At 63.2% G+C, this 13,694-nt stretch carries 18 protein-coding genes; all 18 read left to right on the forward strand.

Annotation, left to right across the window (positions count from 1 at the left end; genetic code table 11):
* Positions 1-51: 51 nt before the first annotated feature.
* Complete coding sequence (locus tag LDJ84_RS08585; RefSeq protein WP_226046212.1) at positions 52-1,047, forward strand: major capsid protein; 996 nt, start codon at positions 52-54, stop codon at positions 1,045-1,047.
* On the forward strand, positions 1,047-1,364 hold the full coding sequence (locus tag LDJ84_RS08590; RefSeq protein ID WP_134633120.1) for a hypothetical protein: 318 nt from the start codon (positions 1,047-1,049) through the stop codon (positions 1,362-1,364). The genes LDJ84_RS08585 and LDJ84_RS08590 overlap by 1 nt, the downstream gene beginning before the upstream one ends.
* Positions 1,361-2,017, forward strand: a complete 657-nt coding sequence (locus LDJ84_RS08595; protein ID WP_134633121.1) for a hypothetical protein — start codon at positions 1,361-1,363, stop codon at positions 2,015-2,017. Before LDJ84_RS08590 ends, LDJ84_RS08595 begins: the two co-directional genes overlap by 4 nt.
* A gap of 3 nt (positions 2,018-2,020) precedes the next feature.
* Positions 2,021-2,551 (forward strand): hypothetical protein, encoded by a 531-nt coding sequence (locus tag LDJ84_RS08600; RefSeq protein ID WP_134633122.1) that lies wholly within the window; start codon positions 2,021-2,023, stop codon positions 2,549-2,551.
* Positions 2,548-3,105: a phage baseplate assembly protein V gene (locus tag LDJ84_RS08605; RefSeq protein WP_134633123.1), complete on the forward strand. Its 558-nt coding sequence runs from the start codon at positions 2,548-2,550 to the stop codon at positions 3,103-3,105. The genes LDJ84_RS08600 and LDJ84_RS08605 overlap by 4 nt, the downstream gene beginning before the upstream one ends.
* Positions 3,106-3,162: 57 nt before the next feature.
* Complete coding sequence (locus tag LDJ84_RS08610) at positions 3,163-3,363, forward strand: hypothetical protein (protein ID WP_134633124.1); 201 nt, start codon at positions 3,163-3,165, stop codon at positions 3,361-3,363.
* 4 nt (positions 3,364-3,367) lie between these two features.
* Positions 3,368-3,694: a GPW/gp25 family protein gene (locus LDJ84_RS08615; RefSeq protein WP_057380363.1), complete on the forward strand. Its 327-nt coding sequence runs from the start codon at positions 3,368-3,370 to the stop codon at positions 3,692-3,694.
* Positions 3,691-4,581: a baseplate J/gp47 family protein gene (locus tag LDJ84_RS08620; protein ID WP_226046213.1), complete on the forward strand. Its 891-nt coding sequence runs from the start codon at positions 3,691-3,693 to the stop codon at positions 4,579-4,581. Before LDJ84_RS08615 ends, LDJ84_RS08620 begins: the two co-directional genes overlap by 4 nt.
* Positions 4,574-5,188, forward strand: coding sequence for a phage tail protein I (locus LDJ84_RS08625; protein WP_134633126.1), 615 nt, complete (start codon positions 4,574-4,576; stop codon positions 5,186-5,188). The genes LDJ84_RS08620 and LDJ84_RS08625 overlap by 8 nt, the downstream gene beginning before the upstream one ends.
* On the forward strand, positions 5,179-6,804 hold the full coding sequence (locus LDJ84_RS08630; protein WP_226046214.1) for a phage tail protein: 1,626 nt from the start codon (positions 5,179-5,181) through the stop codon (positions 6,802-6,804). The genes LDJ84_RS08625 and LDJ84_RS08630 overlap by 10 nt, the downstream gene beginning before the upstream one ends.
* A gap of 10 nt (positions 6,805-6,814) precedes the next feature.
* Positions 6,815-7,330: a DUF4376 domain-containing protein gene (locus tag LDJ84_RS08635; protein ID WP_134633128.1), complete on the forward strand. Its 516-nt coding sequence runs from the start codon at positions 6,815-6,817 to the stop codon at positions 7,328-7,330.
* Complete coding sequence (locus LDJ84_RS08640) at positions 7,327-7,695, forward strand: DUF1353 domain-containing protein (RefSeq protein ID WP_226046215.1); 369 nt, start codon at positions 7,327-7,329, stop codon at positions 7,693-7,695. The genes LDJ84_RS08635 and LDJ84_RS08640 overlap by 4 nt, the downstream gene beginning before the upstream one ends.
* A 65-nt stretch (positions 7,696-7,760) precedes the next feature.
* A complete protein-coding gene (locus tag LDJ84_RS08645; RefSeq protein WP_226046216.1) occupies positions 7,761-8,918 on the forward strand; it encodes a phage tail sheath family protein in 1,158 nt (385 codons plus the stop codon).
* 12 nt (positions 8,919-8,930) lie between these two features.
* Entirely contained in the window at positions 8,931-9,434 is a 504-nt protein-coding gene (locus LDJ84_RS08650; protein WP_226046217.1) for a phage major tail tube protein, read from the forward strand.
* An 8-nt stretch (positions 9,435-9,442) separates the two neighbouring features.
* Positions 9,443-9,763, forward strand: coding sequence for a phage tail assembly protein (locus tag LDJ84_RS08655; protein WP_371035858.1), 321 nt, complete (start codon positions 9,443-9,445; stop codon positions 9,761-9,763).
* A gap of 169 nt (positions 9,764-9,932) precedes the next feature.
* Entirely contained in the window at positions 9,933-12,623 is a 2,691-nt protein-coding gene (locus LDJ84_RS08660) for a phage tail tape measure protein (protein ID WP_226046219.1), read from the forward strand.
* A gap of 11 nt (positions 12,624-12,634) precedes the next feature.
* A complete protein-coding gene (locus tag LDJ84_RS08665; RefSeq protein WP_226046220.1) occupies positions 12,635-13,480 on the forward strand; it encodes a phage tail protein in 846 nt (281 codons plus the stop codon).
* Complete coding sequence (locus LDJ84_RS08670) at positions 13,455-13,661, forward strand: tail protein X (RefSeq protein WP_226046221.1); 207 nt, start codon at positions 13,455-13,457, stop codon at positions 13,659-13,661. Before LDJ84_RS08665 ends, LDJ84_RS08670 begins: the two co-directional genes overlap by 26 nt.
* Positions 13,662-13,694 lie beyond the last annotated feature (33 nt).

Here is a 13,694-nt window from a genome sequence, read left to right on the forward strand (position 1 = left end):
AACCCTGAAAGCCCCGCTGATGCGGGGCTTCGCATTTCTGGAGAATGCCACATGGCTGAAATCAACATCTTCGAAGACGACGCCTTCGGCGTCGCCGGGCTGACCGCCGCCATCAACGAATCCCCGATGGTGCCTGGTCGCCTCGCCGCCCTCGGCCTGTTCGAGGAAGAGGGCAGTACCACCGTCACCCAGCAGATCGAGAAGGACGGCGACACCCTGGCGCTGGTACCGGCAAAGGATCGCGGCGCGCCCGGTCTGGTGGTGACGGGTAGCAAGCGTCTGCTGATCCCGTTCAACGCGGTGCATCTGCCGCAGACCTTCAGCATCATGGCTGATGAAATCCAGGGTATCCGCGCCTTCGGTGAGCTGACCGAGCTCGAGGCCGTGCAGGGGGTTGTTGAAAAGCGCCTGGCCAAGGCGCGCCGTCAACTGGATGCGACTCACGAGTTCCAGCGCATGGGGGCCATTCTCGGCACCATCCTGGACGCCGACGGCGTCACCGTTCTGCTCGATCTCTACCAGCGCTTCGACATCGACGAGCAGGAGCTGGACATGGAGCTCGACCTCGCTGACACCGAGGTTCGTCTGAAGGCCGGTGAGGCCTTGGACATGCAGGAGGATGCCTTGGGCAACGTGCCGAGCATCGGCGCCCGCGCCTTCTGCGGCAAGGACTTCTGGAACAAGCTGATTGTTCACAAGTCGGTCAAGGACACCTTCCTGAATAGCCAGCAGGCCGCGCAGCTGCGTGGTGACGCGCGGGAGTCTTTCGACTTCGGCGGAATCACCTGGGAGCGCTACCGGGGCAAGGTCGGCTCGCTGCCCTTCATCCCGAGCGGCGAGGCCCGCCTGGTGCCGGAAGGGGTGCCCGAGCTGTTCCTGAGTGTGTTCGCCCCGGCGAACTACATGGAAACCGTCAACACCCTGGGTCTGCCGTACTACGCCAAGCAGGAGCGCATGCCCTTCGACAAGGGGATCGCCGGTGAGGCGCAGTCGAACCCGCTGCACATCTGCAGCCGCCCGCGCGCCATCATCAAGCTGGTGATGTGATGGACTTCCGGGCGCTGGTGGCGGGGATGGACGATGCCATCTTCGGCGTGCTCGGTGACTCGGGCTTGTTCCCGGATCGGGAAGAGCCGGTGCGCGGGATGTTCTCCGCGCCCTGGCGCGATCCGCAGATCGGCCGGCTCAACACCCAGTTGCGCGAGCCGCGCTTCGTGGTGCGTCCGGCGGACGCGGACCTGGTACAGGAAGGGCAGGTGATCACTGTGCAACTGCCAGCGCCCGACGGCGGTGACTACGACATGGTCCGCAAGGAGCCGGATGGAACTGGCCTGGTTGCGCTGCTGTTGAGGCCGCGGGCATGAGCATCGGCAGCTTCTACAAGTCCTCGGCCAGCGGCGGGATGATCACCATCCAGGCCAGTCAGGACGACGTGAAACGTTTCGAGCGTTTCGCAGACCTGGTTCCGAATGCCGCTGCCAGGGCTCAGCGCCGAGCCATCAACAAGGTGCTGGGTTGGTTGCGCACCCACATTGCGCGGGCTGTCAGCAAGCAGGAGCGCATTGCAGTCAGCGCCGTGCGGCAGCGCCTGCGCAGCTACCCGGCTAAAGGTGGTGCCACCCAGGGCAAGCTCTGGTTCGGCATTAACCCCATCGAGGCCAGCCGGATCGGCCGGCCCCGACAGACCAGTTCGGGCGTGAGTGTGGCGGGAAGGCGGTACGAAGGGGCGTTCTACCGACGCGTCTACGGGGGGCAGGCTGACATCTGGATCCGTACCGGCAGTAAGCACTTCAAGGAAGAGGACTATCCCGCGTCGGAACTGACCTCCGCCAAGGGCCAGCGGCACGGCAGCATGGATGCCGAGATGTACGGTCGTTTCCCGCTGGCCAAGGCCAAGGTCTTGCTGGAGGAGGTTCGTCCGCTCTTCGATGAGTGGGTGCGTCGCGCTGACCAGCGCCTGGTAGAGGTGCTGTTGCAGGAGTTGAATTTCGAGCTGATCAAGGCCGCACGGGGGTAGTACATGGATGAGCCAGAATTCAGCCTCGACCAGTTCTATCGCGCCGTCGAGGCCAGCTTGCGGGGGCAATTGCCCAGCGTAGAAACGGTGGCGTTTTTCCCTGATATCCGGGATCGGATCGCGCTTCCGGCATTGTTTCTGGAGGTCGCGGAGTTTGAACCTGGGACTGATCCGGGGACCGGCGAAACCTGCCTGCAACTGCGCATGGAAGCGCGTGTCATCGTCCAGCCGGAGCGTGCCGACTGCCACGCGCAGGGAATGCAGTTGGCTACGCAGTTAGCTGTACACCTGCGTGCCCAGACCTGGGGGCTGCCGGTGGAGCCGGCGGAGTTCACGCAGTGCGTTCGTGATTGGACCAAGCCTGAGCTGGATGGCTATGTGGTCTGGTTGGTCGAGTGGACGCAGGATATCTATCTCGGCACTGCCGAGTGGCCGTGGCCTGATGAGCCGCCTGGGACTCTGGTGTTTGGGGTAGACCCAGAAACTGGTCCGGGCAACGAAGGCCAGTATGTGGCGCCGGAGGAACTGGAATGAGCTATCCACTTGCCGAGCATGACCGCATGCTCGCAGCGTTGATCATGCCCTGCGTCGTGGTGGCGGTGGATCTCGCGGCAGCGCGGGTACGTGTCACCGACGGTGAGTGGACCAGCGCCTGGGTGCGCTGGCATGCCCAGGCTGCTGGTAAGGCCCGCCACTGGCGTGCGCCGAGCCTCGGTGAGCATGGGGTACTGATCAGCCCCTCCGGTGTTGCCGAGATGGGAACGTTCGTTCCCGGGCTCTTCGGCACTGCGGGAGCGCCGCCGGACAATCGCGATCACGTCGAGGTCTGGAGGTTCGATGATGGGGCCAGCCTGATCTACGACTGGGCAGCGCACAGCTACGAAATCACGTTACCCACCGGCGCCGTCACGGTGAAGGTGGGTGGAGCGCAGGTCCGGGTTAGTGATGCGAGCATCACGGTCTTGGCTGGCCAGATCACCCTGCAGGGTGCGGTGACCATCGAGGGCAATGTGGCGGTGCACGGTAACGTCACCAGCACCGGCTCAATCATGGACACTGCCGGCAACAGCAACCATCACACGCACTGATTCAACATTTGACCAACAGGCCCGCCGCGTGCGGGCCTGTTCATTTCTGGAGGCGCCATGAGCAAGCCGAAATCCTCCCCGCCGGTCGAGCAGGCCGACAGCGGGCCGTCTGTCTTCCGCGACAAAGTATTCCGTTCGCGCACGCTGGTCCTGCCTGGTGGGGGCATCGCCCAGGTCGAACAAGGCCAGGTGAAGGTGACCTCTCCCGCGCTGCTGGAGTACCTGAACAAGCATCCGGACTTCGAGCCGCTGGAGTAGCCCCATGATCGGAGTGGACCGCCGGACTGGCCAACCCCTGTCCGGGCTGGCCCATCTGAAACAGTCCATCGAGGACATCCTGACTACTCCGCTGGGCAGCAGACGGATGCGGCCGGAATACGGCAGCCGCTTGCGGCGCATGGTTGACCTTCCCGTCAACGAAGGCTGGAAAAGTTCCGTGCAGGCCGAAGTCGCTCGTTCGCTAGGACGCTGGGAGCCGCGCATCGTATTGCGCTCTGTGAGGGTCACGGCCGTTGTTGGAGGCCGCATCACCTTCCGCCTACAGGGAATCTACCGGGGCGACGACTTCACCCTTGAGGTATCTGCATGAGCATCATTGACCTGTCGCTACTGCCCGCGCCGGCGGTGATCGAGGAGCTGGATTTCGAAGACCTCTATCAGCAACTGCTGGTGGACTTTCAGGAAGCGATGGGGGAAGGCTGGACGGCTGCGTTGGAGTCGGATCCAGTCACCAAGCTGCTGGAGGTTGCGGCCTACCGTGAGCTGTTGCTGCGGGCTCGAATCAACGACGCGGCACGGGCGGTCATGTTGGCATTTGCCACGGGCAGCGACCTGGAGCAGATAGCCGCAGCCTACGACGAGCAGCGCCTGGTGGTGCAACAGGCCGACCCATCGGCGGTGCCGCCACTCGAACAAATCAAGGAAGAGGACACCTCGCTGCGTAATCGGGTGCAGTTGGCCTTCGAGAAGCTATCGGTGGCAGGCCCTCGCAATTCCTATATCGCGCACGCGCTGGGGGCGGATGGCCGTGTCGCCGATGTGAGCGCTATCAGCCCGGCGCCCTGTAACGTTGTGATCAGCGTCCTGTCCGTTGAGGGGGATGGCACTGCTTCTTCGGAAGTACTGCAGGCAGTGGTAGAGCAGCTGAACGACGAAAACGTGCGGCCCGTTGGTGATCGGGTCACCGTTCAATCTGCGCAGATCGTTCCCTACGCGGTGGACGCAACTCTCTACCTGTATCCCGGGCCGGAAGCGGAGCTGGTGCGTGCAGCGGCAGAGGACGCCCTGCGGAAATACATCGCTGAACAGCGGCGCCTCGGGCGGGACATCCGACTCTCTGCGGTCTTCGCGGCACTTCACGTCGAGGGGGTGCAGCGGGTCGAGTTGGCCCATCCGGCGGTAGATGTCGTGCTGACCGAGACGCAGGCCGCCTACTGCACGGGGTACAGCATCGTTGTTGGAGGCTCCGATGAGTAGCCGTCTGCTTCCACTGAATTCAACGCAGATGGAGCGGGCGCTGGCCGATGTGATGTTTCGGGATCCTCCGGTGCCGCTGCGTGAATTGATGGATCCCGAGCGTTGCCCGGTGGGGCTGCTGCCGTATCTGGCCTGGGCGTGGTCGGTGGACCGATGGGACATGAGTTGGTCCGAGGACGTGAAACGCAAGGCGATTGCGGCATCGTTCCGGATCCACCAGAGGAAGGGAACCATCGCCGCCTTGCGCCGGGTGGTCGAGCCATTGGGCTACCTGCTGGAAGTAATCGAGTGGTGGGAGACCGCGCCGCTTGGTGTACCGGGAACATTCCGTTTGCGCATTGGCGTCCTCGACAGCGGCATCACCGATGTCATGTACGCGGAGGTCGAGCGCCTGATCGATGACGCGAAGCCTCTCAGCCGGCACCTGATCGGCCTCGATATCAGCCTCGAAGTGCAAGGCCGCATCCCAGTGAGTGCGGCGCAGTACGACGGCGACATCATCACCGTTTACCCCTATCTCCCCGACACAATCGAGGTCATCGGCAGCGTGAGCATGCCGGGCCGCGAACACACTATTGACACTGTGAGCGTCTACCCATGGCAGTGACCTACTACGCGATCCTTACCGCCGTTGGCGCGGCGAAGCTGGCCAATGCCGCCGCCCTCGGTACCACCCTGCAGATCACCCAGATGGCCGTGGGCGATGGTGGCGGCAACGTGCCGGTGCCCGACGCCAACCGTACCACCCTGGTCAACGAGGTGCGCCGCGCGCCGCTGAATCAACTGAAAATAGACCCGAGCAACGCGGCCCAGATCATCGCCGAGCAGGTCATCCCGGAATCGGTGGGCGGCTGGTGGATTCGGGAAATGGGCCTGCTGGACAACACTGGCGCGCTGATCGCCATCGCCAACTGTGCACCGTCCTACAAGCCGCAGCTCGCCGAAGGCAGCGGCCGCACCCAGACCGTGCGCATGGTGCTGATCGTCAACAACACCGGCAACGTCGAGTTGAAGATCGACCCCAGCGTCGTGCTGGCCACGCGTGAATATTGCGACAACGCCATCACCACCGCGATCAATCGTCAGGACGCCAAGGCATCCGTGCGTGCGGCCACTACCGCGAACCTCGCGCTGAATGGCCTGCCCGCCGTTGACGGCGTGGTGCTGGTGGCCGGTGACCGCGTCCTGGTGAAGAACCAAGGCACCGGCAGTCAGAACGGCATCTATGTCGCAGCGGCCGGAGCCTGGGCGCGCAGCGCGGATGCCGATGAGAACGCCGAGGTAACGCCGTCGCTCACGGTTTCGGTCGAGAGTGGCACCGCTCAGGCCGACACCGTCTGGCAGCTGATCACCGACGCGCCAATCGTCGTGGGTACCACTGCTCTGGTGTTCCAGGACATTACCAACGGATTGGCTCGTTTGGCGTCCCCGACGTTCAGCGGTAGCCCTTCGGCGCCGACCCCACCGCTGTTCGACAGCTCGCAGCGTTTGGCGACGATGGAGGCCCTCCAGCGGGCGCTTGGCAATCGCTCTACGATGGGTACGAACATCACCGGCACGCGCAACATGACGCTGGCCGATCTTGGCGGAACTTTCGTATTCAACGGCGGTGCAGGAACTCCGACCGCCGTGCTGCCCGACATCGCAACGCTTGCTAAGCCGGGCTCCCTCTACTTCTACAACACCGGCTCTGTTAACGCCGTAGTGCGGGCGTTTGCAGGTCAAGTTATCGCCCGGGCTAACGGTCTTACGACGCCATCGGTAATTGTCCCGCCGGGCGGAAGTTTGATCCTGTCTTCGCTCGTCGGTGTCGGCGGGTGGTTCCCCGAGGGCGGCAGTGTGGCGAACCAGTTCGACCTCGGGAGCTTTGGTGCGTTGCTAGCCAACCCAGGATGGCGCCTGTTGCCGAGCGGTGAGATTGAGAACTGGGGGACTGTGACCCTTACGGGGGTGGGCTCCTTCAACCAGGAAACTATCGGCGGAACGACGTTCTACACCAACTATTACAACATTACGTATCCGCTTGCTTATAAGACCGCCCCGTTCGAAGCAGAGGCAACGATGGCCTGCGCAACGTTTGCGAATCAGACCGGCATGGCTGGCAAGGCGGTTTCTCTGAACCTGGGGGGGACGGGCAATGCGCTAACAGGCATGACGGTTGCCGTCACGACCAAGAATCTCGGCGAGGTGCCGACGATTCACTGGCGCTCGCGCGGAAAATAAAGGAGTGATTATGTACTTTGCAGCCTCTACAGGCGGTTTCTACAGCCTAGAAATTCACGGTAACGCCGGAATCCCTGGCGATGCCGTAGAGCTCACCGCCGAGGAATATCGCGACCTCATGGAAGGACAGTGCGCAGGCCAGCAGATTAAGGCGGACGCATCGGGTCGCCCTGTTCTGGTTCAAGCCCCTGCGCAGGTCGTAGACCCGCGAGTGCTGATCGCCGCGCGGCGCTACCAGGCCGAAACTGCCGGCATCACCGTCAACGGCCTGGACCTACCCACCGACCGCGACAGCCAGGCCCTGGTGACTGGTGCCGCCCTCGCCGCCGTGATCGATCCGAACTACACGTGCCAGTGGAAAACTGCCGCCGGTTTCGTTGACCTGGCCGCGCAGCAGATCATCGCCCTTGCCAGCGCCATGCGCGCCCACGTACAGGCATGTTTCGATCGAGAGGCCGCGCTGCTCGATGCCTTGGCGGCGGGTACCTACAGCGCCGATCAGCTCGATCAAGGCTGGCCTGTATGAGCCGGTTCCTCACCACGCTTAAGACTGAGCAGTTGGGAAAGTGGAAGCACCAATTGCTCGCAGACTTGGTGCTCGACGATGACCTTGGCGTCTTCACGGCTAAAGCCGGCTTCGTGACCAACTACGCCAGCCTGCAGGTGCTGCACAACGTCGTGCTCTTCATCCTGTTCGCCCTCGTGGCGGGCTACGGCAACCTTGCTGCCACCATCCACGACCAGCTCTATACCGAGGGACGGCTCCCACGTCGCGACTGTGATGCCGTGTTCTACCGCGCCTTGCGCGCTGAGGGTGTTGCCCGATGGCGTGCCAGGCTCATGTGGGCCGGTGTTCGCCTCGGCGGCCGTTCCCACTACCGATCACCCTAAAACCCTTTGATGTGTTGTTCCCGGCCCGCCTCGTGCGGGCTTTTTCATTCCAGGAGAAAATGCCCATGAGTTTCTTCCACGGCGTCACTGTCACCAGTGTCGACACCGGAGCGCGGACGATCTCGCTGCCCTCATCCTCCATCATCGGTCTGGTGGATACTTTCACCCCAGGCGAAGCCCTGACGGCGCAGCCTGACGTTGCCACGCTGATCACCAACGAGCGGGAGGCCGCCGCGGCGTTCGGCGTCAGTTCGGCCATCTACCAGGCGTGCAAGGCAATCTACACACGTACCAGCGCGGTCATCGTCGCCGTCGGCGTGGCCAAAGCTGCAACCCCGGCGGAGCAGATCTCCGCCATCATCGGCGGCGTGGCCTTGGATGGTAAGCGTACCGGCCTGCAGGCGCTGCTCGACGGTAAGCCTAAATTCAACGCCCAGCCGCGACTGCTGGTGGCTCCCAAGCATTCGGCGACAGAGGCGGTGGCGACGGCGATGGATGCTCTCGCGGCCAAGCTCCGGGCTATTGCCATTGTCGATGGGCCGAACACCACCGATGAGGCGGCCATCGAGTATGCCGACAACTTCGGCAGCAAGCGTGTCTACCTAGTCGATCCGGGTGTGCAGCAGTGGGATACCGAAACGAGCGCCACAGTGGATGCTCCCGCGTCGGCCTGGGTTGCCGGTCTGTTCGCCTGGACCGACAGCCAGTACGGCTTCTGGAGTTCGCCGTCGAACAAAGAGTTTGTCGGTATCACCGGCACCTCGCGCCCGGTGGAGTTCCTGGATGGCGACGCGACCTGCCGCGCCAATCTGCTGAACAACGCGTTCGTCACCACCATCATCCGCGACGGTGGCTACCGACTCTGGGGTAACCGCACCTTGTCGAGCGATGCGAAGTGGACCTTCGTGACCCGCGTCCGGACGCTGGACATGGTGATGGACGCCATCTTGGTTGGCCACAAATGGGCGGTGGACCGTGGCATTACCAAGACCTACGTCAAGGATGTTACCGAGGGCCTGCAGGCCTTCATGCGTGACCTGAAGAACCAGGGCGCGGTGATCGACTTCGAGGTCTACGCCGACCCGACCCTCAACACCACCAGTCAGCTGGCCCAAGGCAAGGTGTACTGGAACATTCGCTTCACCGACGTCATCCCCGCTGAAAACCCGATCTTCCAGGTCGAGGTGACCGATCAGTGGTTGACCGAAGTTCTGGACGCATAAGGAGCAGTCCCCATGGTTCCGCAGATCCTGTTCAACACCAACCTGTTCGTCGATGGCATCAGCTTTGCCGGCGACGTGCCCAGCCTGACCCTGCCCAAGCTGTCCATCAAGACCGACGACTACCGCGCTGGCGGCATGGATGCCGCAATCGATATGGACATGGGCCTGGAGAAGTTGGAGGCCTCCTTCAGCACCAACGGTGTCCGCCGCGAGGCCATGGTCTATTTCGGCCTGGCTGATCAAACGGCCTTCAATGGATCCTTCCGAGGTTCGTTCAAGGGGCAGAAGGGGGCCACCACGGCAGTGATCGCCACCCTGCGCGGCATGCTCAAGGAAGTCGATCCGGGCGATTGGCAGCCAGGTGAGAAGGCCTCGTTCAAGTACTCCGTTGGCGTCAGCTACTACAAGCTCGAAGTCGGCGGCCGAGTGGTCTATGAGATCGACCCGGTTAACGGTGTTCGCGTGATCAATGGTGTGGACCAGCTCGCTTCGATGCGTACCGACCTGGGCCTGTGAGGAGATAGATGATGAATAACCAGAAACTGCCGTCCTGGCTGACCATCGATGCCGACTGTGCGCTGATCCAGCTTAGTCGCCCGGCCACCTGCAATGGCGTGGTGCTCGACCGCTTGCGGATGCGCGCGCCCACCGTGCGCGATGTGCGCACCGCTCACAAGACCGCCGGTGGTGATGAGGCTGACCGCGAGCTGCAACTGTTTGCGTCACTGCTGGAGGTCGGCCAGAAGGATCTGGAGGAGCTCAAGCTGGTGGATTACCAGCGCCTGCAGACCGCGTACTTTCGCCTGGTCGAGGATGACGGGGGCTTCGCCGGGGCGGCTGCGTGAATTGGCGCGACATCTGGCGATCCAGACAGGCTTCCAGCCGTCTGAGATCGACCGCATGACAGTCGACGATCTGCTTTGGTGGCTCGGGAAGGACTGACGCTGTATCGACGCCGCTTATGCGGCGTCGTTTCTTTCCGCCGCCGACGGCGACCTGAACTAGGAATACCTCATGAGCAAGAACCTGGCTGTGGGGCTGGTGCTCGGCGGAGCGGTTAGCGCTTCAGTCGGCAAGGCCTTCGGCACCGTCTCGTCGCGGATCGATGCTCTGCAGAAGAAAGGCCAACAGGCTCGTGCGCTGCAAGGCTTGATCGGCGAGACGCAGCGTCTGCAGAAGGAATACCAGCAGTTACACCGCGTCGGTGATGCCGCTGCTGACGGGGTGCTTCGCAAGCTCAACGGAAACCTGGATGCCCTGCGTAAGCAGGGCGTCGAGGTCCGTAACCTTGATGCGGCCTATCGCCGTATGGGGGCGACCTCGCGCAGCCTTGAGCTGCGCTCGCGTGGCATGAGCCGCGTGAACGATGGCATCAGCCTGGGCAAGTCAGCCGCAGGCGATGCTGTGAAAGTTGGGGCTGCAATGGCGGTGCCTACCGCTGTCTCGGCGAACTACAACGCGATCATCCGCGATATCGCCATCAAGGCTGGCGTAGCCGGGGCAGCTGATGAGCGCGATATGTCGAAGCGCATCATCACCACTTCGCGCGATTCGGGGCTGGCACGCAACGATGTGGCGGAGGTAGTCAACCAACTGGTCGGTGCCGGTATGGATCTCGGCGCAGCGGTGAACTACGCGCCGGTGGCTAGCAAGTTCGTGGTGGGGCAGGGCGCCGGTGCCGACGACACCGGGCGGATGATCAATGCCCTGCAGCAGAACGCCGGGATTAACGATCCGGCGGAGATGCAGCGTGCCCTGGAAGCCATCGCTTACCAGGGGCAGGCCGGTTCATTCGAAGCCAGTGACATGGCGAAGTGGTTCCCCTCGCTGTTGGCGGAGATGGCCAAGCAGGGCATCTACGGCCTCGACGCCGTTACCCAGCTGGGCGCCATCCTGCAGGTGCAGATGAAGACGGCGGGGTCGTCGGATGAGGCTGCGAACAACCTCAAAAACTGGTTCGGCAAGATCGGGTCGGGGGATACCGTCAAGGCCTATGCCAAGGCTGGTATCGACTACCAGGGCTCGATGGACAAGGCCATTGGAAATGGCCTGTCGACCATGGAAGCCAGCTTCGAACTGGCGCGGAAGTACATCGAGGCGACTGACCCTGCCAAGGCCAAGGAGATGGCGGCGGGGCTGAAAGCAATCGGAAAGGAATCGGACCCCGCGAAGGTCAAGGCCATGACCGGGGCCTTGGAGGAGTCGCTGAAGACTGGCGATCTCTTCAGTGATATGCAGGTCAAGGCGGCGCTGACTGCCTACATGCAGAACCGCGATCTCTACCAGAAGCTGAAAACGGATTCGAGCACGGCCAACGGCATCCTCGACAAGAATCTGAAGGAACGGCAGGAAGCCTCGCGGCAGCGCTGGTCCGAGGTCGGTCAGGCCTGGGACGATGCCCTGCGTAGCATGGGGGATGCCATTGCGCCCTTTACCGACCGCATTGCCGGGGGGCTAAAGACCCTGGGGCAAGGTGTGGCGAGGGTAAGTGATGCCTTCCCAGGGGTGTCTGCCGGTCTGTTTGCGGTCGCAGGCGGCGTCGTCGCCGTCAAGTCCGCGGTGGCTGCGTTCAAGATCGGTCAAGGCCTATTGGACGTGGCGCGCAGCGGTCTGCCTGGTCGTGGCAGGGGGCGTCGCGGCGGTGGTGACGGTCTGCTGGAGGATGTGCTGGGCGGCGCCTCTGGCGGTGTGCAGAAGGTCTTCGTGACCAACTGGAGCGGCGCAGGCGGTATGGATCTCGGCGGCGGTGAAGGTGGAAGCCGTTCTGGTGGTCGCCGTGGTCTGCCTCGGGGCGGCCGCTTCGCCGGTGTTGGTGGTGCCGTCAAGGGTACCCTGCCGATGGCGTTGCTGGCGTCGGGGCTGCAGGCCTATGACACCTACCAGTACGCCGAAACGCGGGATGAGAAGGCGGAAGGGTATGGTTCTGCGGCCGGCACCTTGGCCGGAACCCTGGCTGGAGCGGCGGCTGGAGCGGCCATCGGGTCTGTCGTGCCAATTATTGGCACCGCTGCGGGGGCTTTCATTGGGGGCACGCTTGGCGCCTTTGGAGGCGGAAGCGCCGGAGGTAGCCTTGGCCTGGCGATGTTTGGTGAGGACAAGCCAGAGGGGCAGTCTGAGGCATCTGCAACTACGCAGGAGGCTCCACGGGAGAAGAAGCCGGACGACGTCGGGAGTGCCGGTGGCGCTTTAGCCGGAGCCCTGGCCGGCGCCGCTGCAGGAGCTGCTATCGGATCCGTCGTTCCTGTTCTCGGGACGGCTGCGGGTGCTTTCATTGGCAGTGCGCTGGGTGCTCTGGGCGCTAGCGGACTTGGCTCTGCGCTGTTCGGTGAGACTGAACAGAAGGAGCTGCCCGCTCTGCCCGGGGCTAGCCAGGCTTCTCCGGTGCAGATAAAGGCCGAAGGGCGAGGGGTCCAAGGGACAGCCTTGGACGGCGCCGGTCTTGGCTCTGCGCTGTCCGGTGAAGAGAGTCCGGAGGCGCCGCCAGCATCGCCTACGGCGAAGCCGGAAGTACCGCCGCAGGAGAGCGTTATGCCTCCTGTAAGCCAGCAGATGACGTTCGCGCCGCAGCTTTCCATTGTTGTGCAAGGCGATGTGAAGGATCCGCGCCGCCTCGCAGATGATCTGTTCCCGCATCTGCAGCGATTGTTCAATGACTTCCAGGCTAGCCAGCAACGCTCGGGCCTGTTCGATATCCCCAATGTGTAGGAGGGTCGTAAGTGGCCTACATGGAGCAACTACAGGGTGGGCTGAAGTATCTGGCCCAGGCGGGCGAGGCAGGCCGGCGCAACCTCGATGGTGTGATGGCCCCGGTGAATGGGGCCATCAGTGAGATCACCGGTGCGGCTTCCGAGTTGGAGGGGTTGCCCGGTGTGCCTGCTGGAGTGGGTGATAAATTGCGCCGGGCAATGCGGGGTATCAATTCCGCCCAGAGCAAGGTGAATCAGGTGGTATCGGTATACAACCGGGCGAGCCGGGCGGCTTCCGGTATCGATGAGCGAATGACTGAGCTGTCGGCGCAGTCGAGCCGAGCGATGGCGGCGGTGAATAAGGTGGCAGGCAAGATCAGCCCTTCGTTCGCGAATATCCTGCCGACATCATTGCTCGGCGACTCGATGACCCCGGCCCCGGCAGCGGTGACGCCATTCCCCCATCTGTTGGTACTGCAGCCTCTGGCTCCAAACCGGCCGCAGTTCTGCTTCAACCTGGATACGGCACCCTTCGACCAATTGACGCGGCAGACCGAGTTCCGCTGGGCATCGCAGGAGCGCCTCACTCGGCGGCCTGCGCAGCAGTCCCCCGGTCTGGGCGATGAGCGCATTACCTTGCGTGGTGCGATCTTCCCGCATTGGCGTGGCGGCCTGGAGCAACTCGATGCGCTGCGCAAAATCGGGATTCGCCGCGAGCCGCTAAACCTCATTACAGGCTATGGCATCGTGCTGGGCACCTGGTGCCTGACCAGGGTCGAGGAAGAGCAAGGCGCACTGCTCCGTGGCGGTATCCCGCGCAAACAATCCTTCACATTGGAGTTCGTCCGCTATGGCGAAGATATGCCGAACGTCTGACGGTGACCTGCTGGATACGCTGTGCTACCAGATCTACGGCCGCCTCAACGGTACCGTCGAGGCAGTGTTGAACGCCAACCCGGGGCTGGCCGATCAGATGCAGCCGCTACCGGCAGGGCTGCACATCGTGATGCCCGATCTCCCCGCAGCAACCACCGAGGAGGTGCAACTGTGGGCCTAATAGTGCATTGCCCTTGCTAGGCGTGGCCGATAC

The organism is Pseudomonas sp. HS-18 (assembly GCF_020401845.1).
GTDB classification, from domain to species: Bacteria; Pseudomonadota; Gammaproteobacteria; order Pseudomonadales; family Pseudomonadaceae; genus Pseudomonas; species Pseudomonas nitroreducens.

Coding starts and splice junctions, on each gene's coding strand:
- LDJ84_RS08585 (WP_226046212.1), top strand. CDS start 52: ATGGCTGAAATCAACATCTTCGAAGACGACGCCTTCGGCGTCGCCGGG.
- LDJ84_RS08590 (WP_134633120.1), top strand. CDS start 1,047: ATGGACTTCCGGGCGCTGGTGGCGGGGATGGACGATGCCATCTTCGGC.
- LDJ84_RS08595 (WP_134633121.1), top strand. CDS start 1,361: ATGAGCATCGGCAGCTTCTACAAGTCCTCGGCCAGCGGCGGGATGATC.
- LDJ84_RS08600 (WP_134633122.1), top strand. CDS start 2,021: ATGGATGAGCCAGAATTCAGCCTCGACCAGTTCTATCGCGCCGTCGAG.
- LDJ84_RS08605 (WP_134633123.1), top strand. CDS start 2,548: ATGAGCTATCCACTTGCCGAGCATGACCGCATGCTCGCAGCGTTGATC.
- LDJ84_RS08610 (WP_134633124.1), top strand. CDS start 3,163: ATGAGCAAGCCGAAATCCTCCCCGCCGGTCGAGCAGGCCGACAGCGGG.
- LDJ84_RS08615 (WP_057380363.1), top strand. CDS start 3,368: ATGATCGGAGTGGACCGCCGGACTGGCCAACCCCTGTCCGGGCTGGCC.
- LDJ84_RS08620 (WP_226046213.1), top strand. CDS start 3,691: ATGAGCATCATTGACCTGTCGCTACTGCCCGCGCCGGCGGTGATCGAG.
- LDJ84_RS08625 (WP_134633126.1), top strand. CDS start 4,574: ATGAGTAGCCGTCTGCTTCCACTGAATTCAACGCAGATGGAGCGGGCG.
- LDJ84_RS08630 (WP_226046214.1), top strand. CDS start 5,179: ATGGCAGTGACCTACTACGCGATCCTTACCGCCGTTGGCGCGGCGAAG.
- LDJ84_RS08635 (WP_134633128.1), top strand. CDS start 6,815: ATGTACTTTGCAGCCTCTACAGGCGGTTTCTACAGCCTAGAAATTCAC.
- LDJ84_RS08640 (WP_226046215.1), top strand. CDS start 7,327: ATGAGCCGGTTCCTCACCACGCTTAAGACTGAGCAGTTGGGAAAGTGG.
- LDJ84_RS08645 (WP_226046216.1), top strand. CDS start 7,761: ATGAGTTTCTTCCACGGCGTCACTGTCACCAGTGTCGACACCGGAGCG.
- LDJ84_RS08650 (WP_226046217.1), top strand. CDS start 8,931: ATGGTTCCGCAGATCCTGTTCAACACCAACCTGTTCGTCGATGGCATC.
- LDJ84_RS08655 (WP_371035858.1), top strand. CDS start 9,443: ATGATGAATAACCAGAAACTGCCGTCCTGGCTGACCATCGATGCCGAC.
- LDJ84_RS08660 (WP_226046219.1), top strand. CDS start 9,933: ATGAGCAAGAACCTGGCTGTGGGGCTGGTGCTCGGCGGAGCGGTTAGC.
- LDJ84_RS08670 (WP_226046221.1), top strand. CDS start 13,455: ATGGCGAAGATATGCCGAACGTCTGACGGTGACCTGCTGGATACGCTG.